13 protein-coding genes are annotated in these 23041 nt (G+C 62.5%); 6 read left to right on the forward strand and 7 right to left on the reverse strand.

Annotation, left to right across the window (positions count from 1 at the left end; all coding sequences use genetic code 11):
- Window position 1 precedes the first annotated feature (1 nt).
- Together dnaE and LOKHON_RS11575 are read left to right on the forward strand one after the other, a co-directional pair.
- Window positions 2-3511, forward strand: coding sequence for a DNA polymerase III subunit alpha (gene dnaE / locus LOKHON_RS11570; protein ID WP_017929308.1), 3510 nt, complete (start codon window positions 2-4; stop codon window positions 3509-3511).
- Window positions 3512-3600: 89 nt separating this feature from the next.
- Window positions 3601-4167 (forward strand): lipoprotein, encoded by a 567-nt coding sequence (locus LOKHON_RS11575; protein WP_017929309.1) that lies wholly within the window; start codon window positions 3601-3603, stop codon window positions 4165-4167.
- A gap of 4 nt (window positions 4168-4171) precedes the next feature.
- Here the strand turns inward: LOKHON_RS11575 and LOKHON_RS11580 are convergent, their stop codons facing one another.
- Window positions 4172-4366 carry a SlyX family protein gene (locus LOKHON_RS11580; RefSeq protein ID WP_017929310.1) on the reverse strand — a complete coding sequence of 65 codons (195 nt, stop codon included), beginning with the start codon at window positions 4364-4366 and terminating at the stop codon, window positions 4172-4174.
- Between the two features lie 110 nt (window positions 4367-4476).
- Between LOKHON_RS11580 and hisS the strand changes: the two genes are divergently transcribed.
- From hisS to hisG, 3 genes are read left to right on the forward strand one after another with little or no spacing between them, the layout of a single operon-like run.
- Entirely contained in the window at window positions 4477-5985 is a 1509-nt protein-coding gene (gene hisS, locus LOKHON_RS11585) for a histidine--tRNA ligase (RefSeq protein ID WP_017929311.1), read from the forward strand.
- Window positions 5982-7076, forward strand: a complete 1095-nt coding sequence (locus LOKHON_RS11590) for an ATP phosphoribosyltransferase regulatory subunit (RefSeq protein ID WP_245631459.1) — start codon at window positions 5982-5984, stop codon at window positions 7074-7076. The genes hisS and LOKHON_RS11590 overlap by 4 nt, the downstream gene beginning before the upstream one ends.
- The gene (gene hisG / locus LOKHON_RS11595; protein ID WP_017929313.1) at window positions 7073-7765 is read left to right on the forward strand and encodes an ATP phosphoribosyltransferase; all 693 of its coding nucleotides are present in this window, start codon (window positions 7073-7075) and stop codon (window positions 7763-7765) included. Before LOKHON_RS11590 ends, hisG begins: the two co-directional genes overlap by 4 nt.
- On the opposite strand, the gene LOKHON_RS11600 is transcribed toward hisG, so the two are convergent.
- Complete coding sequence (locus LOKHON_RS11600) at window positions 7762-8184, reverse strand: DUF1489 family protein (RefSeq protein WP_017929314.1); 423 nt, start codon at window positions 8182-8184, stop codon at window positions 7762-7764. The two genes, hisG and LOKHON_RS11600, sit on opposite strands and share 4 nt — an antisense overlap.
- Window positions 8185-8395: 211 nt before the next feature.
- On the opposite strand from LOKHON_RS11600, the gene LOKHON_RS11605 reads away from it, so the two are divergent.
- Window positions 8396-10672 carry an adenosylcobalamin-dependent ribonucleoside-diphosphate reductase gene (locus LOKHON_RS11605; protein WP_017929315.1) on the forward strand — a complete coding sequence of 759 codons (2277 nt, stop codon included), beginning with the start codon at window positions 8396-8398 and terminating at the stop codon, window positions 10670-10672.
- 113 nt (window positions 10673-10785) lie between these two features.
- Here LOKHON_RS11605 and LOKHON_RS11610 read toward each other — a convergent pair whose 3' ends face one another.
- The 5 genes from LOKHON_RS11610 to LOKHON_RS11630 form a co-directional block, all read right to left on the reverse strand.
- A complete protein-coding gene (locus LOKHON_RS11610) occupies window positions 10786-12624 on the reverse strand; it encodes a TniQ family protein (protein ID WP_033315625.1) in 1839 nt (612 codons plus the stop codon).
- A 267-nt stretch (window positions 12625-12891) separates the two neighbouring features.
- Window positions 12892-16224 (reverse strand): DUF499 domain-containing protein, encoded by a 3333-nt coding sequence (locus LOKHON_RS11615; protein WP_017929317.1) that lies wholly within the window; start codon window positions 16222-16224, stop codon window positions 12892-12894.
- A 12-nt stretch (window positions 16225-16236) separates the two neighbouring features.
- On the reverse strand, window positions 16237-19011 hold the full coding sequence (locus LOKHON_RS11620; protein WP_033315626.1) for a DUF1156 domain-containing protein: 2775 nt from the start codon (window positions 19009-19011) through the stop codon (window positions 16237-16239).
- Window positions 19008-19415 carry an ASCH domain-containing protein gene (locus LOKHON_RS11625; RefSeq protein WP_017929319.1) on the reverse strand — a complete coding sequence of 136 codons (408 nt, stop codon included), beginning with the start codon at window positions 19413-19415 and terminating at the stop codon, window positions 19008-19010. Before LOKHON_RS11625 ends, LOKHON_RS11620 begins: the two co-directional genes overlap by 4 nt.
- Window positions 19412-22912, reverse strand: coding sequence for a protein NO VEIN domain-containing protein (locus LOKHON_RS11630; RefSeq protein WP_026147568.1), 3501 nt, complete (start codon window positions 22910-22912; stop codon window positions 19412-19414). Before LOKHON_RS11630 ends, LOKHON_RS11625 begins: the two co-directional genes overlap by 4 nt.
- Window positions 22913-23041: the final 129 nt, after the last annotated feature.

The raw sequence follows: 23041 nt of genomic DNA on the forward strand, positions 1-23041 counted from the left end.
CATGGCCGATCCTCGATTCATACATCTGCGCGTCCACACCGAGCATTCGCTGCTCGAAGGCGCGATTCCCGTGAAGAAGCTGCCAGGCCTCGCCGCCCGCGCCGAGATGCCCGCGGTGGCGATCACCGACACCAACAACATGTTCGCCGCGCTCGAATTTTCCGAAGGCGCCGCGAAATCTGGCGTGCAGCCGATCGTCGGCTGCCAGGTCGATCTGTGCTATCTGCCGCCCGAACCCGGCAAGCGCCCCGAGCTGCCCGCGCCGCTGGTGCTTCTGGCGCAGACCGAGGCCGGCTACATGAACCTCATGAAGCTGAACTCCTGCCTCTATCTCAAGAGCGACGGGCAGCTTCCGCAGGTCTCATTGGAGGAGATCGAGGCGCTCTCGGGCGGGCTGATCTGCCTCACCGGCGGCCCCGACGGCCCCGTCGGGCGGCTCCTGCGGCAGGGCCAGCGGCCCAAGGCCGAGGCGCTGATGGGGCGGCTCAAGGCGGCCTTCCCGGACCGGCTCTATGTCGAGCTGCAGCGCCATCCGGGCGAGGACGGGCTGCCAGAGGCCGAGAAGCTGTCCGAGCGCGGCCATGTCGAGATGGCCTATGCGATGGACCTGCCGCTGGTCGCGACCAACGATGTCTATTTCCCCAAGCCCGAGATCTACGAGGCGCATGACGCGCTGATCTGCATCGCCCAGGGCGCCTATGTCGATCAGCAGGAGCCGCGCCGCCGCCTGACCTCGCAGCACTACTTCAAGAGCCCGCAGGAGATGGCGACGCTCTTCGCCGATCTGCCAGAGGCGCTGGAGAACACGGTCGAGATCGCCAAGCGCTGCGCCTTCAAGACCTACAAGCGCGCGCCGATCCTGCCGAAATTCGCCGATGACGAGGTGGTCGAGCTGCGCCGTCAGGCGCAGGAGGGGCTGAAGGCCCGCCTCGCCGTGATCCCGCATGCCGTCAGCGTCGAGGACTACGAGGCGCGGCTCGAATTCGAGCTCGGGATCATCGAGGGCATGGGCTTTCCCGGCTACTTCCTGATCGTCGCCGATTTCATCAAGTGGTCGAAGGAGCACGACATTCCCGTCGGGCCGGGCCGTGGCTCGGGCGCGGGCTCCCTCGTGGCCTACGCGCTGACCATCACCGATCTCGACCCGCTGCGCTACAGCCTGCTGTTCGAACGTTTCCTCAACCCCGAGCGGGTCTCGATGCCCGACTTCGACATCGACTTCTGCATGGATCGCCGCGAGGAGGTGATCCGCTACGTGCAGGAGAAATATGGCCGCGAGAAGGTGGGGCAGATCATCACATTCGGCGCGCTTCTGTCCAAGGCGGCGGTGCGCGACGTGGGCCGGGTGCTGCAGATGCCCTACGGCCAGGTCGACCGGCTGTCGAAGATGATTCCCGTGGAGGGGGTGAAGCCCGTCTCGATCGAGAAGGCGCTCGCCGACGAGCCGCGGCTGCGCGAGGAGGCCAAGAACGAGGAGGTGGTGAACCGCCTTCTGACCTATGCCCAGCAGGTCGAGGGGCTGTATCGCAACGCCTCGACCCACGCCGCCGGTGTCGTCATCGGCGACCGGCCCTTGGACGCGCTGGTGCCGCTCTACCGCGACCCGCGCTCGGACATGCCGGCGACCCAGTTCAACATGAAATGGGTCGAGCAGGCGGGTCTGGTGAAGTTCGACTTTCTCGGCCTGAAGACGCTCACCGTCATCCAGAACGCGATGGACCTGATCCTGAAATCGGGCCGTCCGCTGCATATCGCCGAGGACGGGACCGAGATCTACCAGCCGCCCGAGGGCGGCGAAAACCAGATCAACCTGATCCCGCTCGACGACGAGAAGACCTATCACCTCTACTCCCGCGCCAAGACGGTCGCGGTGTTCCAGGTGGAATCCTCGGGCATGATGGATGCGCTCAAGCGCATGAAGCCCACCTGCATCGAGGACATCGTGGCGCTGGTGGCGCTGTATCGCCCGGGGCCCATGGAGAACATCCCGGTCTATTGCGAGGTCAAGAACGGCCAGCGCGAGATCACCTCGATCCACCCTTCGATCGACTACATCCTCGCCGAGACGCAGGGCATCATCGTCTATCAGGAACAGGTGATGCAGATCGCGCAGGTCATGGCGGGCTACTCGCTCGGCGGCGCCGACCTGCTGCGCCGCGCCATGGGCAAGAAGATCGCCGAGGAGATGGCCAAGGAGCGCCCCAAGTTCGTCGAGGGCGCGATGGCGAACGGGGTCGACAAGAAGAAGGCGATGGAGGTCTTCGACCTTCTGGAGAAGTTCGCCAATTACGGCTTCAACAAGTCCCACGCCGCCGCCTACGCCGTGGTCAGCTACCAGACCGCCTGGCTCAAGGCGAACCACCCGGTCGAGTTCATGGCCGGCGTGATGAACTGCGATATCCATCTCACCGACAAGCTCGGCGTCTATTTCCAGGAGGTCCGCAAGGGGCTGTCGCTGGAGTGGACGCCGCCTTGCGTGAACCGCTCACAGGCGATGTTCGACGTGAAGGACGGAAAGCTCGTCTACGCGCTGGGCGCGCTCAAGAACGTCGGCGTCGAGGCGATGAAGCTGATCGTCGAGGGGCGCGGCGACAGGCAATTCGCCACGCTTTACGACATGGCGCGCCGCGTCGATCTCAAGAAGGTCGGCAAGCGCCCGCTGGAGATGCTGGCCCGCGCGGGGGCCTTCGACGCGCTCGACCGCAACCGCCGCCGGGTGTTCTCGGGGCTCGACGCTCTGGTCGCCTACTCGGCGGCGATCCACGAGCAGAAGGGCTCGGCGCAGGTGTCGCTGTTCGGCGAGGCGGGCGAGGATCTGCCCGAGCCGCGCATGCCCGCCCTGAGCGACTGGCTGCCCGCCGAGCGGCTGGCAGAGGAGTTCAAGGCGGTCGGCTTCTATCTCTCGGGTCACCCGCTCGACGACTACCTCGCGCCATTGAAGCGCAAGGGCGTGATGACGCTCGACGAGGTGCTGGAGCAGGCGGCGGCGCGCGGCGCCTTTGTCGGCAAGATGGCGGGCACGGTGGCAGGCCGGCAGGAGCGCAAATCGGCGCGCGGCAACCGTTTCGCCTTCGTGCAGCTCTCGGACCCGACCGGCCAGTTCGAGGTGACGATGTTCTCGGACACGCTGGAGGCGGCGCGCGAGCATCTGGAGACCGGCTCACAGGTGGTGGTGCAGGTCGAGGCGACGATGGAGAGCGACCAGCTCAAGCTTCTGGGCCGCTCGGTCGCGCCGATCGAGGGCGTGGTCGCGGATGCCGGCGGCTCGGGGCTTCGGGTGTTTCTCGATGCACCGGACGCGATCACCATGCTGGCGGGGGTGCTGGAGCGGGCCGGGCGCGAAGCGCCCAAGGGCCAGCGCATCGCGCGCGGGCCGATCAGCATCTGCCTGATGGCCGACGGGCTGCCCGGCGAGGTGGAGATCGATTGCGGCGCCGACTGGCCGGTGACGCCGCAGATCAAGGGCGCGCTCAGATCGCTGCCGGGCGTGATCGAGGTCGAGGAGGTCTAGGCGGCGGCGCGCCGATCGCGCATTGTGCGGCTGGATGCGCCCGACCGCGGCGCTAGGTCCGCTGCCGGGCCTCGCCATGGGAGACGCGCATGCGCCGGATATTGCCGTTCTTTTTCGCCGCGCTGGTCCTGGCCGGCTGCGCCGCCGGGCCGGGCGGCGGCAGCGCCAGCCTGCCCGGTCCGGGGCCCGAGATCCCCGAGATCGCGCCGGGCCGGAGCTTGCCCTTCGGGCAGGTGGCGAAAGTCTGTGGCCAATCGGGCCGGGCGCTGGGCACCCCCGTCGCCACCGCCGCGGGGTTCACGCTGCGCGACACCGATGCCAGCTCCACCGCGCCGCGCACCCAATACGTGACCGGTTTCGCCGATGGCTGCGCGCGCCAGTTCACGGCGGCTCTGGCGCTGTTCGGCACGCCCGGCACCCGCGAGGCGACGGTCTACGGGGCGGGTGCGTCCGGCGGCCCGGTCGATGCCGTCTACGAGGAGGTGAAGCGGCAGATCTGCGGTGTGCCCAAGGGGCAGCCCTGCGGCGCGGCGGCGCCGCGGCTGGCGGCGAACACGACCTTCCTGACCGCCTATGCCGCCTTTGGCGCAAGCGGTCGGCACACGGACCTGCTCTTGCATGACAGGCGCGCGGTCGCGGTCGGCGTGGCGCGCTGAGACCCTACCAGTGCGGCGGGCGCTGATCGGTCAGGGTGATGCTGCCTTCGGCGTCGGCCTCGGCCCGCTCGGTCAGCCGCTGCACCTGCCGGGTCAGCACCGCGATCTCGCGCTCCTGCCGCGCCACGACGTCGGACAGGTCGTCGACCGCCCGCATCAGGTGGCTCAGCTTTTCTTCGATGTCGATTTCGGTGCTCATGCCCTCTAAACACACCAGCAGCGCCGGGGTTGCAAGCCCTCGGGAGGTTGCTCCCGGCAGCGCCGCGCGCTAAGCCCGCGCGCGACTCCGCCCCGATAAGGACGCCCATCATGGCCAAGGACAAGATCCGCCGCCCCCGCGCCGAGACGCCGAAGGGGTTCCGCGACTATTTCGGCGCCGAGGTCACCGCGCGCGCCGCGATGCTGCGCCGGATCGCCGAGGTCTATCATGCCTATGGTTTCGACGCGCTGGAGACATCCGGCGTCGAGACGGTCGAGGCGCTGGGCAAGTTCCTGCCCGATGTCGACCGCCCCAACGAGGGCGTGTTCGCCTGGCAGGAGGATGTCGAGGGGTCGAAGCCCGGCGACTGGCTGGCGCTGCGCTATGACCTGACCGCGCCGCTGGCCCGCGTCTATGCCCAGCACCGCAACGACCTGCCGACCCCCTATCGCCGCTATGCCATGGGCCCGGTCTGGCGCAACGAAAAGCCCGGCCCGGGGCGGTTCCGCCAGTTCTATCAATGCGACGCCGACACGGTGGGCGCGCCTTCGGTCGCCGCCGATGCCGAGATCTGCGCGATGCTCGCCGACACGCTGGAGGCGGTCGGCATTTCGCGCGGCGACTACATCGTGCGGGTCAACAACCGCAAGGTGCTCAACGGCGTGATGGAGATGGCGGGCGTGCTCGACCCCTCCGATCCCGAGAAGTTCACGGCCGAGCGCGGCATCGTGCTGCGCGCCATCGACAAGCTCGACCGGCTGGGCACCGACGGGGTGCGGATGCTCTTGGGCGCGGGCCGCAAGGATGACAGCGGCGACTTCACCAAGGGCGCGGGGCTCGGGGCCGAACAGGCCGAGGTCGTGATGGGCTTCATGGAGGCGCGGCGCGACACCGCCGCCGAAACGCTGGCGCGGCTGCGCGAGCTGGTCGGCGGTTCGGCCATCGGCGCCGAGGGCGTCGACGAGCTGGAAACCATCGCAGCACTTCTCGACGCGCAGGGCATGGGCCCTGACCGCGTCGTCATCGATCCTTCGGTCGTGCGCGGCCTTGGCTATTACACCGGCCCGGTCTTCGAGGCGGAGCTGACCTTCGAGATCCGCGACGAAAAGGGCCGCCCGCGCCAGTTCGGCTCGGTTGCGGGGGGCGGGCGCTATGATGATCTGGTCAAGCGTTTCACCGGCCAGGCCGTGCCCGCCACCGGCGTGTCGATCGGTGTCGACAGGCTGCTTGCCGCACTGGCCGCCAAGGGCCGGAGCGAGGCCGAGGCGCAAGGGCCGGTCGTCGTTACCGTGATGGATCGCGACCGCATGGCCGACTACCAGGCGATGGCCTCCGAGCTGCGCGCCGCGGGCATCCGGGCCGAGGTCTATCTTGGCAACCCCAAGAACTTCGGCAACCAGATGAAATACGCCGACCGGCGCGGCAGCCCGGTCGCGGTGATCGAGGGCGGCGACGAAAAGGATCGCGGCGTCGTGCAGATCAAGGATTTGATCCTCGGCGCGCAGATCGCCAAGGACGCGACGCTCGAAGAGTGGAAGGACCGCCCCTCGCAGGTCGAGGTGCCGCGCGCCGCGCTGGTGGACCGCGTCCGCGCGATGATCGAAAGCCAGTCGTCATGATGCCCGGACCCATGGGCGCGCCCGCCCGCGCCGAAGCGGCGCGGCTTTCGGCGATCTTCGAGGCGACCGGCGCGCAGCCGGTCGACACCTCGATCCTGCAACCCGCCGACGTGCTGCTCGATCTTTATGGCGAAGACATCCGGGCGCGGGCCTATGTCACCGCGGACCCGCTGCGCGGCGAAATGATGCTGCGGCCCGACTTCACCGTGCCGGTGGTGCGCGCGCACATGGACGAAGGTGGCGATCCGGCGCGCTATACCTATGCGGGCGAGGTGTTCCGGCGGCAGGAGACCGATCCCGCGCGGCCGATCGAGTTCCTGCAGACCGGCTTCGAGATCTTCGGCGGCGACCCGGCGCAGGCCGATGCCGAGGTCTTCGCGACCATTGCGGGGGCGCTCGACGGGCTCGACCTGCGGCCCTCCACCGGCGATATCGGCATCCTGATGGCGGCGGTGCGGGGCCTGCGGACCTCCGAGGCGCGCAAGGGCGCGCTGCTGCGCCATGTCTGGCGGCCGCGCCGGTTCCGGGCGCTGCTCGACCGCTACAGCGCGCGCACGCCGCTGCCCGCCCACAAGAAGACGCTTCTGGCCTCCGCCGATCCGTTTGCCGAGGCCGGGCCCGCGCTGGGGCGGCGGTCGCGCGCCGAGGTCGAGGCGCGCATCGCCACGCTGCGCGCGGAGGCCGACACCCGGCCGCTCTCCGAGGAGGAGACGGCGCTGATCGACATGATCGTCGATCTGCGCGAGACGTCGCCCAACGTGCTGTCGAGCCTGCGCGACATCGCCGTCGACATGCCCGCGATCGGTGATGCGGTGACCGGGCTGTCGCGCCGTCTCGACGCGTTGTCGGCGCGCGGGATCGATGTCGACACGCTGCCCTTCGAGGGCAGCTTCGGGCGCACCACGCTCGAATATTACGACGGCTTCGTCTTCGGGTTCCAGTCGGCCACCCGCGCCGACCTGCCGCCCGCGGCCACGGGCGGGCGCTATGACGCGCTGACCCGGCGGCTGGGACAGGGCCGGGTGGTGCCCGCGGTGGGCGGCGTGATCCGTCCCGAGCTTGTCGTGCAGATCAGGGAGGGCCGGGCATGACCATCCGTCTCGGCGTGCCGTCCAAGGGGCGGCTGATGGAAAAGACCTTCGACTGGTTCGGCGCGCGCGGGCTTACCCTGCGCAAGAACGGCAATGACCGCGAATATGCGGGGGTGGTCGAAGGGGTCGATGGCGTCGAGCTGGCGCTTCTCTCTGCGGGGGAAATCCCGCGCGAGCTGGCGGCGGGGCGGCTGCATCTGGGCGTCACCGGGTCGGACCTGGTGCGCGAGAAGATCGCGGGCTGGGACCTGCGCCTGCGCGAGCTGGCCAAGATGGGCTTTGGCGGTGCCGACCTGGTGATCGCGGTGCCGCAATCCTGGGTCGATGTCGACACGCTCGACGATCTCGACGCCGTGGCCGCGGCGTTCCGGCGCACGCATGGCTTCCGGCTGCGCATCGCGACCAAGTATCACCGGCTGACCCGCGAATTCCTGCGCGAGCACGGCGTCGCCGATTACCAGCTGGTCGACAGCCAGGGCGCGACCGAGGGTGTGGTCCGCAACGAGACCGCCGAGGCGATCTCGGACATCACCTCGACCGGCGAGACGCTGCGCGCCAACGGGCTCAAGATCCTGTCCGACGGCATGATCCATTCGAGTCAGGCGACGCTGTTCCGCTCCGGCACCGCCGACTGGTCCGAAGCGCATCGCGCCACGCTCGATGCGCTCGAGGACAAGCTGGGGTTCTAGAGGACGCCGATCTCCGAAAGCGCCGCCTGCAGCGCGGGCGGCAGCGGCTCCTCGGCCTCGCGCCCCGGCGCGAGGTCGCGCGGCGCATCCTCGGGCTTGAGATAGCGCCAGCCTTGGAAGGCGCGCTTGGGCGTGGCCGCGACCCGCTTCAGGTCCGGTTCGCAGATGATGGCACAGCGGCGGATGCCGTCGCCGCGATCCACCTCGTCGAATCGCAGCACCCGCTGGCGGCACAGGATCACGCCCTTGATCACCCAGTAGATCGAACCGCCGTCGAGCACCTCCTCGGCCCGCTTGGGCCACATGCGGGTGACGTGGCGCGGCAGCCCGTCGGGGCTGTGTCCGCGCGGGTCCGCCTGCCAGGCGGCGAGGTCAGAGACGTCTTCGGTTCCGACCGAGAGCTTGATGAGATGCAGCATGAAGAAGGACTTAGGAGGCCGGGCAGGGGGCCGCAAGTCGCGATTTCGTGTTGTGGCCAAGTCGCAATTTCTTGTGGATAAGGCCGTGTCAAGCACAAGCTGTAGCTTGAGTCGTGCTATACTGGTCTATATGCAGCGTTGTCGCCGGGAGCGACTGCCGCCCCCGACCCTGATACAATCCTGACCCGCCCCAAGCCCGAGGACCGCTGCCATGACCCGTTTTTCCGCGCCGATCGCCGAACAGATCTGGGACATGAAATATCGCTTCAAGCAAAGCGACGGCACGCCGATCGACGAGACGGTCGAGGATAGCTGGCGCCGCATTGCCAAGGCACTGGCCGCGCCCGAGAAGGACCCCGAGCACTGGGAGGAAAAGTTCTACGGCGCGCTCGAGAACTTCCGCTACCTGCCCGCCGGCCGGATCACCGCCGGGGCCGGCACCGCCCGCGCGGTGACGCTGTTCAACTGTTTCGTCATGGGCACCGTGCCCGATTCGATGTCGGGCATCTTCGACATGCTGAAGGAAGCGGCCCTCACGATGCAGCAGGGCGGCGGCATCGGCTATGACTTCTCGACCATCCGGCCGCGCGGTGCCGAGGTGAAGGGCGTGGCCGCCGACGCGTCGGGCCCGCTGTCGTTCATGGATGTCTGGGACGCGATGTGCCGCACCATCATGTCGGCCGGTTCGCGCCGCGGCGCGATGATGGCGACCATGCGCTGCGACCACCCCGATGTCGAAGCCTTCATCACAGCGAAGTCCGACCCGGCGCGTCTGCGCATGTTCAACATGTCGGTGCTGGTCACCGATCCGTTCATGGAAGCCGTGAAGGCCGATGGCGACTGGGATCTGGTCTTCAAGGGCCGCGTCTACAACACCGTGCGCGCGCGCGAGCTGTGGGACGCGATCATGCAGTCGACCTACAACCAGGCCGAGCCGGGCGTGATCTTCATCGACCGTATCAACCAGATGAACAACCTCGGCTATTGCGAGGAAATCGCGGCCACCAACCCCTGTGGCGAGCAGCCTCTGCCGCCCTATGGCGCCTGCCTGCTTGGCTCGATCAACCTCGCCAAGCTGGTCAAGAACGAATTCGAGAAGGGCGCCAAGCTCGACGAGGCCGAGCTCGACGATCTCGTCGCGCTCGCGGTGCGGATGATGGACAACGTCGTCGACGCCTCGAACTTCCCGCTCGAGGCGCAGGCCGAGGAGGCCCGCAACAAGCGCCGCATCGGGCTTGGCGTCACCGGCCTTGCCGACGCGCTCCTGATGGTCGGGCTGCGCTATGGCTCGGACGAGGCCGCCGCCCAGACCGAGGCCTGGATGAAGCGCATCGCCCGCGCCTCCTACCTCGCCTCCGTGGATCTGGCGAAGGAAAAGGGCGCCTTCCCGCTGTTCGACGCCAAGAAGTACCTCGCCACCGGCAACATGATGCAGATGGACAAGGACGTGCGCGACGCGATCGCCAAGCACGGCATCCGCAATGCGCTTCTGACCTCGATCGCGCCGACCGGCACCATCTCGCTCTACGCGGGCAACGTGTCCTCGGGCATCGAGCCGGTCTTCGCCTATGCCTACACCCGCAAGGTGCTTCAGAAGGACGGCACCCGCACCGAGGAGGAGGTCGTCGACTACGCCGTGCAGGCGTGGCGCGAGAAGTTCGGTGACAAGGAGCTGCCCGACTACTTCGTCAACGCTCAGACGCTGCAGCCGATGGAGCATGTGAAGATGCAGTCGGCGGCGCAGAAGTGGATCGACAGCTCGATCTCCAAGACGATCAACTGCCCCGAGGACATCTCCTTCGAGGCGTTCAAGGACGTCTACATGGAGGCCTACGAGACCGGCTGCAAAGGCTGCACCACCTACCGGCCCAACGACATCACCGGCTCTGTGCTGTCGGTCTCCGAGCCCGCCAAGGCGCCCGAGGCGAAGGCGGCACCCGCCGAGCCGACCGGCGGCGAGGTGATCTACATGTCCGAGCCGCTCGACCGTCCCGCCGAGCTTGAAGGCGCGACCTACAAGCTGAAATGGCCCGACTCTGAGCACGCGATCTACATCACCGTCAACGATCTGGTCGTCGGCGGCCATCGCCGGCCTTTCGAGGTGTTTATCAACTCCAAGAACATGGAGCATTTCGCCTGGACCGTGGCGCTGACCCGGATGGTGTCGGCGGTGTTCCGGCGCGGCGGCGACGTCTCCTTCGTGGTCGAGGAGCTGAAGGCGGTCTTCGACCCGCGCGGCGGCGCCTGGATCAAGGGCAAATACGTCCCCTCGATCCTCGCGGCGATCGGCGGCGTGATCGAGAAGCACATGATCTCGACCGGCTTCCTCGCGGGCGAAGGGCAGGGGCTCAAGGAGGACCCGCAGCAGCAGGTCGTCAATCTCGACGCCCCGCGCGGCAAATCCTGCCCCTCCTGCGGCAGCTTCGAGCTGCGCATGGTCGAGGGCTGCATGACCTGCGGCAGCTGCGGCCATTCGAAGTGCGGTTGAGTTGAGGGGACGGGTGTGTGTGCCAGAAAAGCATATGAGTGCGAATTGCAAGCATAAGCGTGCGAGTTACACGTCAAGTGCTTTCTACGATGACCCCGGCAGACATGCCGGGGTCATTCTCGTTTAGGCCAATGGCATAGAAAGTGGCGTTCAAGGGCCGTCCACGAGAAGAGGTTTTCGTGCTTTGTTTCGCCGTCGAAGAATCTCCGCTCCAGCAGGCCGAAAGCAGGCGACAGCAACTTCTGCCATGGCCATCCAGTCTCCAGCGACAAGCGGCGGAGCGGAACAAAAGTCTCGTCGAAGGACCGGCGATCGCTCTCAGTGATATAGGGCTGGACCGCCTTTCGCTTGGGGTTGGAAGCGTTCGTGGCTCGGATATGGCCGGAGGCAACGAGCTGCGTCATCTGCGTGGGCTTGAGGCCGACTGATTTGGCGAACACCTCGAGCGTTAGGCCCGGAGCGTGATCGATATTCAGCTTGCTTTGTAATTCGTCTCGGTCGACCAGGATCGAGGCGTAGCCTGTGGCCTGCGAGTAGCTGCCAATTCGACGAAGCTCGCCTTTCTCGATTAGGTCGATGATCTCGGCGGGGCGGACCCGAAGCTGATGGCAGGCCTCTTGCAGCGTACGCCAGCCATGCATCTTTGCATGAACTGTTTCGGCGCCACGTAGGAGGTCAGCAATGAAGCGATGAGCATCGGTGGCCTTCCACAGAGGCTTCGCGCCTGCTGCCGTAATTGCCGGCGACAGATAGCCATCTGCTCTGAGCGATTCGAAATGGGACCGAGAGATATTCATCAGCTGCTGCAGTTCGATCCCGCTCACCATTCGATTGAGCTCTTCGATGATGGGCTTCACCGCCTTGGCGTCGAACACCGCCCATTCGTCGGTGCTGCTCAAGGCCGCGCCTGTCAGTATTCCTCGCTCGCGCAGAAGTTTACGCAGACGGCGATCATCGATCCCGCCCTCCTCCGCAGCCGTCCGAACGGAATGGAGCCTACGCTCGAGAACGGGCTCCCCCATCACGTTGTCTCCTGCGCCGACCGGCCAGGTTGCCAGGATGTGGTCGCGAATGATTCCCCTGAAAACGCCGTAAGGCTCGGAGGTCAGTTCATGCGCAAACCTGTCGTACAGGTCGCCGAAGACGCCCTTCGGTCCCTGCCGGGGCGATCCCAACTTGGATTGCAGCCGAGCAAGCGTGTCGCGAACTTGGTCTGGTCCTTCCGCCGAAAGCACATACCCCGTTGCCGCTTCGGCCCAAAGCTCGTCCGGATGAACGCGGTTTCGTCCTCCGGTCTCCAGACGTACCGCGGCCCGCCCTAGTAGTTCGGAAAAGACGCAGACGGCCTGCAGATCGATGCCATCGAACCAGTTCCCGCTATGCTGACCGTGCAGCCGGTCGGCCACGTATAGCTCGAAGAGGCTCGCCTCCCTCGGCTCACCATCGAGCCCCCCCTCTTCGAGGGACGTTCGGATCTCAGCTAGACGCGCAGCGAAGTCGAAGCGGACAGTTGAAGCAGGATCGGCCCATAAGTCGACCAGCGGCATTTCATGCTCGGTGCAAACACGGAGGTGGCGCAGCAACCAGTCGGCGCGCATGTGGGGCATCCAGGGGGACGGGTCCTTGGCCATGTCCTCTCGAAGGCATGCAGGGCAGCCTCTGATGGCCACGGGCTTAATGCTCTTAGCGTGGAAGATTTCACCACGAAACGAATGTTCGCGACCTCCTAGGTGAATGGGTGTCCACTCCAAAAGGGCATCGAGCGCTACCCCACCTAGTTCTGCCAAACGCTGGCAGACCAACTCATCGCCTTGAATGATCTTCGAGAAGGGAAGCTCGAAGTCCGCGCCGAAGGTACTGGCTGGCAAGCCATTCCGGCTCGCGAGGCGCGACATGAAGGAGAAGGCTGGTTCCCGTTCGCCGAGGGGAACGGAGAGGGGAAGTGATAACATTATGCCTCAATAATAAGCGCCAGTTTTCCCTAGAGATGTGCAGCTAGGGTTCGGCTGGAGGGCGTAGATGTTTCTGTGGTTGTGGCAGCAGTAGCCAAAGTAATTGGCTTGCGGAATTGAGTCGGACAATAATGAGTCCGATCGCGCCACCATGCCCGAACCAAATTTACGGGCATGGTGCGACCTTGAGGGTAGGGAGAATTGAGTATCCAATTCAAACCTACGGAGTGTTATTGCTTTTCGATGTGGATTGGGGTGACTAGAGGATTAGGAGATCGCCTTGTCTAGAAAGCCTAAAGTTGACGCGTTCTCGATCAAAGTCCTGACTTTTGATCGATCCAAACCGGACGGAACCTCGGCATTAATTTCAAGTTGGAGAGTTACCTCTGCGCCAGGTAGAGTGGTCAATTGCTCAATAATTGCTTCGACAATTTGAGCCATGTCCCTGGCAGGGCGGTCAGCGGAAAGCCGGACCGCCCCTTGGAACCTTGTAGGGTGGTGCGGAGCCTCGGTTTCCGGGTTATCAGGGTCCACCGTAGGATCGTTCGGCTCACCCTGGATCGGGCTAGTCGGAACAGGCTTGCCCGGAGAAGTTCCAGAGGTGGGCTTGGCTCCTTCTCCTTGAGCTGGCACTTGCTTTGCTCTTGCCGCTTCGGCGACAGTGGGTCGGATAATGACGCTGTCTGCGTCGATGGTGATGGCTGCACCGCCAGCGCCTTCGATGGAAAGACCGCGGTATTCACCGCGGGCACCCTCGAAGATTTCAGCATATGCAAACGGCCCTGGCACCATGGCTCCGACAGCGGAGCGCACGCACCGAATGAGAGTATCTCGGTCTTTCAGTCTAGGTAGGTAGGTATACCGGTTCAGGTATTCCCATAGGTCCTTAAGGTGCAGATGGTCGCGATCATTCCAGATATACTTCTCCAGATCGCGGTTCAGACGTTCAGGGCCGATTTCGGGCAGAAGGGCTTCCTCACTGACAAGCTTCTTACTCGCCCGGCTAAGGAGCCCTTCTTGGGCAGGAATGCGGGCCGATGAGAAGCCGACGTCGGTTTGCGCGCTGTCCTGATAAGGATAGATCAGGAAAGCCCATGTTTCCTTGAGCCTCGTTTGAACGGTCTCCTTGGCTTCCTGAGCCTTGTCCTTAGCTAGAGACATCTCGCTGGACTTGAGATCCAGGCGTCCGCTGTTCGCATCGCGAATGATCCCATCCCATGCCAGTAGAGAACGCATGGCGTCTTTCAGGTTGTCGAGCTGACGGGCGTCCGCAGCCAGGAAGACCAAGGTGTTGCGATAGACGCGTGGCGTTGAGCCACGTTGAAGCAGGATGTCCTTCACTTCCGTCATCGCTTCCGAGTTGTCGCGGCCACTGTGTGGATGCGCCACGCCAAGAACCACGGCACGGACGCCGCCTGCCTCATCTGGTACGGCTGCGGAGCTGTCGGGGGCGACCTGAACGGCATCGAAGTTCCCTCGATCGGCAATGCCGTTGATGTAGGTCGAAAGGGCCTTGTCGATCTCGACAAGGACAAGGGCATCTTCGAGTTGCCCCGCCCGATCTGCCGCTACCCGGTTCAGGCTCGCGGACATCGAATACCAATACCGACCAAGGTCACCGTGCATGAACTTGGCTTGGTTGGTCAGGCGGCGCAGTGCGTCGCCAAAGATTGCGATCTTCTCTCCGGGCTGCACGACGCCAAGATTGATCTGCTTGTCGTCGAGGCCCTTATTTTCCTGAGAGTGTAGTGGGGCTGTCCCCATGAATACTGTGCGGGCAACGCGGCGCGTGGCCGAGTAGCGGTTCAGGTTCGGCGCGGCTTGGTCGACCCTGTACGGGGTCGAAGATGTGCCATCAATGTCGCCAGCAATGATCGACTGCCACGAAGGGTCTAGATAGTGCAGAAGCTCGGGCTCCACGCGTTCAGAGCTGATGGACACACTGCCCGGCATGATCATGACGGAAGGATCGCCGGACATCCAAAGCTCGTGGATGACTTGGGCCATGAGACGCAGCACGCCGCGTGTCCGCTGGAATTTCTCAAGCGATCCCCAAGCGGTGTAAAGCTGATCGAACAGGTCCGGGTGGATCGGATAGGCCTTCTCCAGCTTCCGGCGGTAATCTTCGTCGGCGCAGCCTTGCGGGAAGTCGTTCGGGTTCTCTCTGTACAGCTTCGCGAACTGTTTCAGCGTATTGTCGCGGTGCAGGTACTTGTCACCGGGAATTTCCCGGAACAGGCGCCGTCGGACAATCTCATAGCTTTCTTCCTGCGATGCCGGCCGCCAAGAGCTTTCGACACGGCTGAAGGTCTGCTTCAGACGGGCCAGAGCTTCTTGTCCACCCTCACCGCCGACCTCGATCTGAGAGGCGGGCAGGGAGGCAACCAATAGCGTTTGCGGTGCGGCTTTCACCGCCTCGGTCAGCGCTTGGACAAAGGACAGGTTCGCGTCGAACGAACCGGACGGCAGTCCTTCGACCTTGTAGATCTGGCGCAGGTAGGCGACCCATTCGTCGATCAGGATCAGACAGGGCGAAAACTTGTTAAAGATCTCTTCCAGCAGGTTCGATCCCGGCGCGATACCGCGGGCATCATTCTCCGCAACCATGTCGAAGCCAGCTTGACCGCCAAGCTGCCATGCCAGTTCGCCCCAAGTCGTCTTGATGACCTGCCCGCCTTCCAAGGTGATGACGTCCTGCGGCCCGCGCGACGTCCCGACCAGAACGGCGCGGTTGACCTTCGCAGGGACATCCAGCCCGTTGCGCGAAAGCAGCTGATCGAGGCCCGGCAGATCGCCGACCCGGGTTTGCCCGGCCATGTGATAGAGCGCCAGCATCGAGTGCGTCTTGCCGCCGCCGAAATTAGTTTGCAGCTCGACGACCGGATCGCCACCGGCTCCGGAGAGGCGCTTTGCAGCCCCCTTGAGCAAGGCACTCAGGCCTTCGGTCAGATAGGTTCGGCTGAAGAACTCGCGCGGGTCACAGTATTCCTGCGCCGCCGTGCCCTTATGGACTTTGGCCAGATCAGCCGCGAACTCTGCCTGCTGGAACTCGCCGGTCGCCACGTCTTGATGCGGCTCCACCACTTCGCGCCAAGGCAGCAGGCCCGAAACGGTCTCGGTCGAAATCGTCGTGGAAGTGCTCTTCCTGCGCTCCTCGCTCCGGGCAAGCTCGGTGAACTTGGTCCGCAGGATCGACTCCCGCATCTTGCCGATCTCATCGGCACTGTCCCCCGCGCTCACTGCGTCGAGGATGCGGCGCATGCTGTCCAGCGCCCGTTCCGCATCGTCGTAGGAGAACTTGCCGTCATGGGCGAGCTTGTTGCGAACGTCGATCAGCTCGTTGACGATCGAGCGGTGCGTCCGGTCCAGAACGTCGCGGAACGCCTCGTTCCATAGGCGCTCCATGATCTTCAGAAGCTTCTGCGTATCGAGGGTGAACTTGCCGTTAGATTCCGGTCGCCACTCTGGAAAGCGCGAGATGACGTCCTGCGGCCATCCCTTGCCCATCCCCGCTTCGAGTCGTTGCATCACGAAGGGCTGAAGGCCCTTTTGCATATGCTCCATGCCCTCGAACACGTATTGGCGCGTGCTTTTTGCCATCTCAAACTACCTTCAAATATCCATGCGGGTCTGGCGGTTCTTGTCGGTCACGTGAATCGTGGCCGCCAGCCGGGTCAAATCTGTCCAGACGGCGATCAGGCCGTTGTAGGAGGTCGCCTCCTTCGCATCCTGGCGCTTGTTGCCGCAGACGTCGTAGAGGTAATAGGCAAGATCCTTGACCGTCTCGGCCCGCTCGCTACCGATTTTCTTCAGCAGTTCCGCCGCCGCATACTCGCCGTCATTTTCCAGCGTGCGGATCAGGTGTTGGCAAGCTTCCCAGATCGTGAAATGGTCATCAGTCTCGGGATCCCAATCGGGGTCGAGCTCGTTACGTTTCAGAATGCGTACTTTCCCGGCCGAACTCTCAATAATCCCAGCGTGCTTGACGCTTTCGACCGAAATGCCGCGTGCCGTAGCAATGCTGTTGGCAATGCCGTACTCGCCCTTATCGAACCCGTTCTGTTGGAACCAAGTCGCAGTAAAGCGGGTGTCAGCATCGAACTCGCCATGCAGGTCGTTCAGGAACTCATCGAGTTGAGCGTTAATCAGCTGCAATGCAGCTTTGACTGTCATCGGGCTATCGTCAGCTTCTAGGACAGCCCTGTAACGAGAAAAGACGCCCATGCCGGGACCTATTGCTGATTGCGGCATGTCAGCAGGCGAAACGTTGGCGGCTTGGAGCTCAGCGATCGCAGGTGGAAGTTCGCGCTTCAATGCACGAACAAACTCCGCGCGGGTAATGGTTCCTGCGGTAGCATCTCTTTTTCGACACACGAGAACAACCGAGTTCGCAAGCGCGTTTGCTCCGATGCCGCGAATGCGGTTGGCAAGCTCAGTTCTAACTGGCCAAGTGCCGACGACAGAAAATCCTGCCTCAAACACTGCTTGGAGAAAAGTCGCCCATCCGGTTGAGCTTAGTCCATCAGCAGTCATTTCGCTTTGCTTGAAGGCGTAGTATATCGAGGCAGGGTACTCGTCTGAGACTTGAGATACCGCATTCGCAATTGCCTTCCTCATTCCAGATAGGAAAAATTCCTCGGCTTTATCCTTTCCTCCGTGCCTATAGGGGGCGGCAATCAGTTCCTCCGTTTTCGGCGCGGACAACGTCGAAAATAAGTCGGGGTAAGTCTTCCGAAGATTGCGGCGCAGCCAGGTTAGGAAGAAATCCGACAGGTCAGAATATCCCACATTGTCATAATAGGGTGGGTCACTAGATAGGACGGCACCTTCAGGATATTTGGCAGTTTGAGCATCGTGCTGGCGCAACCAACCTTGTTCTCCGTGGCCCAAGTTACCTAAGGCACGCATCATGTTTGCCAAGGTCACGCCGAAATCTCCGGCTGACTTCGAGAAAAGGTTGGGTTCGGCAAAATCCCAGACGATCGGAATGGCCTGCCGAGTGAATAGGTGAATGACCTGCACCATGGATGGTTTCCATGACACGAGGGAATTTTGAGTATCGCTAAGCTTACTAATCGCGAGGGCGAGGTATACGGTCACCGCATCCGCATACGCTTGTCTGTCCGGAACGGCACCGTTCTCCTGGATGTCAGATTTGATTACTTCGCGAACCTCTTCGAGAAGCTCAGAAAATGTGTTGAGCGCTACAAGCTGTCGAGCGGTATAGAGGTCCCCAAATGTATGCATCCCGAAGTCGGGCGGCGTGAAGGCACGACGGTCAGGGGATATCTTCTGATCTGGTACCCATGAGGGTTCAGCTGAATGTGCCGTTGCTTCGTGCTTATGGTCGCTTTGAAGAAATATGCGTCCGCCTTTTCTCTGCGCAACGATTGCAAGAAGCATTTCCTGCATCTTTCCGGATGATGCTTGCTTCCGAACATACTCGGCGGTTATTGCTGTGTCAGATATTAGGCATCTGAAATTAGACCCGGCCCCGGCCTTGGTTCCGGATTTTGCTGCCTTCCAATCCTCTTGTGTGCCATCATGTCTGATATTGAAGGCGATTGTGCGGTTGGTTCTATCAACCACCGGCACAAGACGGGCTTCAGAGCCCTTCTTTGTGCTGAGGATGAAGTTGGATACTAATGGGACCTGAACGTCTGAAAAGGCCGGATCGGGACTCGGTACTGTTCTAGCCCAAATCCAAGCAACTACCGTTGCCTCTCCGCCCCCATACTCGGCGGGGAGATTTACTTTTGGATATAGGTGACCGATGCGCTCCTCGGCATGCTTTCGCATCCACTCGCCGTAGAATTGTACGTCTTCTGCCAGACCTTGTGCGTTGCGGTATCCGCCATGGCCCGCGTCAGGTTCCCCTGGATGAACTGGCATCATATTTTTGAATCTGGCAGGGATCTCGATCATTGCCTTGCCGATCATGACCGCCACCGGGTTCAGGTCCGATCCATGAGCAGGAAGGCCGAGACGCTGCGCCTCCAGCGGAATCGACCCACCGCCCGAGAATGGGTCATAGACCGGCGGCAGCTTACCACCGCAGCTGCGCCGGATTTCCGCCCGCGCGCGCTCTAGAACCTCCTCGTTGGTAGAGTTCTCCCATTTCACCAGCTCTTCAATGATCTGGAACAGACGCTTGCGCTCGGCCTCTACCGCTTCTTCAGTCGGGAACTCATCAGGGTGGCTGGATGGGTCATCCACAAGCTGCGCGAACAACACCGCTCGGCACGCTGCTAGAGGCCGTCGCGCCCACCACAAGTGCAGAGTGCTGGGATGCCCATGCCGGATTGACTTCTCCCGCGCCGACGCCGCGTTGATTGCTTCGAGGGGGATCGCGACTTCGATTAGTTTCTTTTTGTAGGCTTGGGTCATGCGAGTGCCTTCACAGCTTCGTCTGCTGCTAGAGCATCAGATACGCGTTGATCGAGAGTGACCCAGATGACTGCGCCGCTCTTATGGGTGTATGGAAGCGGCCGGTGAAGCCTCACGGCGCTTGACATGATCCATGCATGTCGATGCTTCGCGAATTTTCCCGAGAGGAAAGTCTCGGGTGGGATGTGATGCTTGTCTTGGTTGTCGAGCATCTTCTGATCGGACAGAGGGCCTTCAGCCCCCACCATCTTGGCCACGCCAATGATATGGCCGCTACCCTTCTTGACGAGACCGATCCAGCCGCGCTGCTTGGCAGAGGTGCTTCGCATCTCCCATGTCTTCTCGCTTCTCATGATCTTGCTGATCCAAGGTTCGTCGATGATAAGCGCTTTCTCGAACTTCATGCCGGTGCCTCTGCTCGCTCAAGCAAGCGATTGATATTAAACTGGATTGCGTTCTGATCGAACGGCGGTTCGCGCGAGTCGAGCGCACCGTGTACATACCTCGGGGCAGAAGCGAACCCCTCTTTGACCTGCACTATCGCAAGGATAAATTTTTCGGGTTCGTGGAGCGAGGTGATGATTTCTTGGCGGGTTAACATGATGGTATCTGCGCCGTCGACCCTGCCTTTGACCTCGATGAACCGCATATGGTTGGTATCAGGATCGAAGGAGGCGATGTCATAGCCGATTTTGCGAGCGGACACGTCCTCGGGCTCGTTTCCAAGAGCGCGCTCGGATGCCATGACGGCAGCCATCGCCTTCAACTCGATCTCACGGCGGGCTTCAGGGTCTTCGGAGAAGCCATTGGGTGTAACAGCATTGCCCTTCTTCAGGAGCAGGCCTCTCGGAACCACGACCATTCCGCCCCGGACGCGCGGGGGCTGGGACGAGATGAAGCGCTCCTGCTCAATCACCTCAAGACGGCGGCGCAGGCGTTCGGCCAAGTCCTCTGCCCGGCGCTCTGCGTTTCGCCAGTTGGATCGGACCTTCTTGCCCGCCTTTTCCTCCTCCTTCAGTTCGGCGGCGCGAGAATCCCAGTAGTTGATCTCTTTCTTCAGTCGGGCTTTGACCTCGTGCTCGACCTTGTCGATCTCCGGGAGGCGCCGCTCGCGCACTTCGGCGACATGGCCTTGAGCAAGCTCGATAGTTGCGTATTGGACGACGCGCTTTTCCAAGTCTGCCGTAAGCCAAGGGGCGCTGATCTCAGTATGGACAGAGGCGATCTCCTCCGGTGTCGCAGCTCGCAGGTTTAGGTGCGGTGCGATCCCGGCATCATGAATTTCACCTGCCTGACTGATTGTTGCAAACTGGAGCTTTTGCGAGACAAGGTTGGCATTGCCTGCGTGACCAGGACGTCCGTCCTGCACCGAGTGTTCCAGAAGGAAGAGGGCTTCGACTGCTGTCCCGTCGTCGGTGTCGTCGACCAGTACGGCCCCTTGTTTCATCAGGTGATCGTTCTGTTCGCGGACTACGCTGATCACTGCGTCCAGCAAGGGGTGGCCCGGGTAGACGAAGGCCGCCACTGGTTGCTGGTTGATCTTCGACTTCTCGAAGCAAACCCGTTCGTACTTCTTCTGGATCGGCGCCCCGCCGCCAATCTGGCGATCCCGTTCCCTGATGATGAGCGGGACGTGGGTAATCTCCCACCGGCCTTCTTCCCGTCTCTTGATCTGCCCGCCGAGGCGCTGGAAGGCTTCCACGAAGAAGCTCTGAATGTGATGAGGTTGAAGACGTTGCGCCTCGGCCTTCTCCATCGCGATCCGAAGCTTTTGGACTTGGGCCGCCGGCATCGTGTCGTTAGTGAGTTGCCGCTTCTGAAGAAGGTCGAGGAGATGGCTTTGATCTACCGCGCCATCGACGGCTTTGTAGAGGCGCGCCCTCACGTCCTCATCGTCGTTGTACTGGATTGCTTCCAGAAGCAGATCCCGCAGCGGCCGATCCTCGAAGAGCTCGCCCAGGACATCATAGACTCGTCCTCCTAAAGCCTCGCGGGCGGCTTCAAGCTTTTCGAGCAGGCGCGCATAGACGTCCCCTTCGCGGGTGTCTTTCGCAACGAGGTTCCAGAGGTGGCATACCTCGGTTTGCCCGATCCTATGGATGCGACCAAACCGCTGCTCGATCTTGTTCGGGTTCCAAGGCAGGTCATAGTTCACCATCAGATGCCCGCGCTGAAGGTTAACGCCTTCACCTGCCGCATCGTTAGCAATGAGGACAAGCATGTCCCTGTCCTGCATGAAGCGTTCGACGACCTTGCGGCGCTCCTCGCGCGTCACTCCGCCATAGATCACGTCCACTGCGTCGGGTTTGCCGAGGCGCGCGGTCACCTTGTTGCGAAGGTATTCGAGCGTGTCTTTCGGCTCGGTGAAGATGATCAACTTGCGACGATGCCCGTCGGGATCGAGCATCAGATCATCATCGAGGATCTTGTCGAGCTGCTGCCACTTGGTGTCATGCCCGGAGTGAAGAACGCGGAGGGCCATGCCCTCCAGTCCTTTAAGGGTTTCGACCTCGATCTCCAGCTGCTCGGCCGTCTCCGCACTGGTTGCGCTAGTCGAAATCAGGTCTTCCATCTCGTCGATTTCGTCCTGACCATACTCGTCGATATTGGTCAGCAGGTCTTGATTGACTTTGGGTTGGGAGAAGCCTGCCCTCTCACTCTTGGCGGCGAGCCGCGCCTCGCTCAGCTCAGCTTCGAGCCGCTCCCGGCGTCGCTTGAGCGACTGGTAGATTGCGGCGGGGCTGGAGGCCAGACGTCGCTGCAGAATTTGCAGAGCGAAACCGACGTTGTTCTTCTTGCGCCCATCCGTGTCAGCGAACCTCAAAACGCGGTTCATCTCGTCGCGCACGTAGTCCGTAACCGCGGTGTAGAGTTCGGCTTCTTCGGGAGAGAGGTCGTACTTGACTGTGTAGGCGCGACGCTCCGGGAAGAGGGGGCGACCGTCAAAACGCAGCAGCTCTTCTTTGGTCAGACGGCGCATCATGTCTTCGACGTCTGCGACATGGACGCCGTCCCGGAAACGGCCTTCAAAGCGGTCCCCATCCAAGAGCGCCATGAAAAGCTGGAAGTCACGTTCCTTGCCGTTGTGGGGCGTGGCCGACATCAGCAGGAAGTGACGACAGACCTGACCTAGCTTTTGCCCAAGCTGGTAGCGCTTGGTGTATTTGGCCTCGCTGCCGAAAAATGTCGCGGACATGCGGTGGGCTTCGTCGGCGATGATCAGATCCCACTCGGTCGACTTGAGAAGTTTCTCTTGAAGCTCTTCGTTGCGTGCCAAAACATCTAAACGCGCAATCATCCGGTTGCAGTCGTTAAATGGGTTTCCGGAGCGGGAGCTCTCGATCATGTCCCTGCTCAGGATGTCGAATTCCAAGCCGAATTTCTCTCCAAGTTCATCCTGCCACTGCTCAACAAGGCTGCCAGGTGCGACCACTAGGCATCTTTCGAGATCACTGCGGGCGATTAACTCCTTAATCAGAAGGCCAGACATAATGGTTTTGCCCGCGCCCGGATCATCGGCCAACAGGAACCGCAAGGGCTGCCGCGGCAACATCTCTCCGTAGACCGCCGAAATTTGGTGCGGAAGTGGATCGACCTGACTGGTGTGGATCGCCAGATAAGGGTCGAAGAAGTGGGCGAGCTTGATGCGGTTTGCTTCGGTCACCAGGCGCAGCAGTGCCCCATCCGCGTCGAAGGACCAGTTTCGGCCGGCAGACTGGATATCAATGCGGTACTCGTCATCGCGGTAAATGGTCGTCTCGGCCACCGCGCCACTCGTCTGACGAAATACAATGTTGACAGCTTGGTTGCCAATCCATTCCACCGATACTACCTCAACGGCAGTGCCTGGCGTTGCGCCGGAAACTCGACTTCCGGGCTTTATTTCTTCAAGCTTTGCCATTGCGGGTAACTCTCAAAGTAAAGTTATTATTGCCAATAAAGGGTTGTGGGGAATCTGATGGTTGCCAGCGTTGCATGGAACCGGCGCCGTCGTGTACCGAGGGGATGCTGGCCCTGCTTATGCCCACTA

The sequence above is a fragment of the Limimaricola hongkongensis DSM 17492 genome, assembly GCF_000600975.2.
Classification (GTDB): domain Bacteria; phylum Pseudomonadota; class Alphaproteobacteria; order Rhodobacterales; family Rhodobacteraceae; genus Limimaricola; species Limimaricola hongkongensis.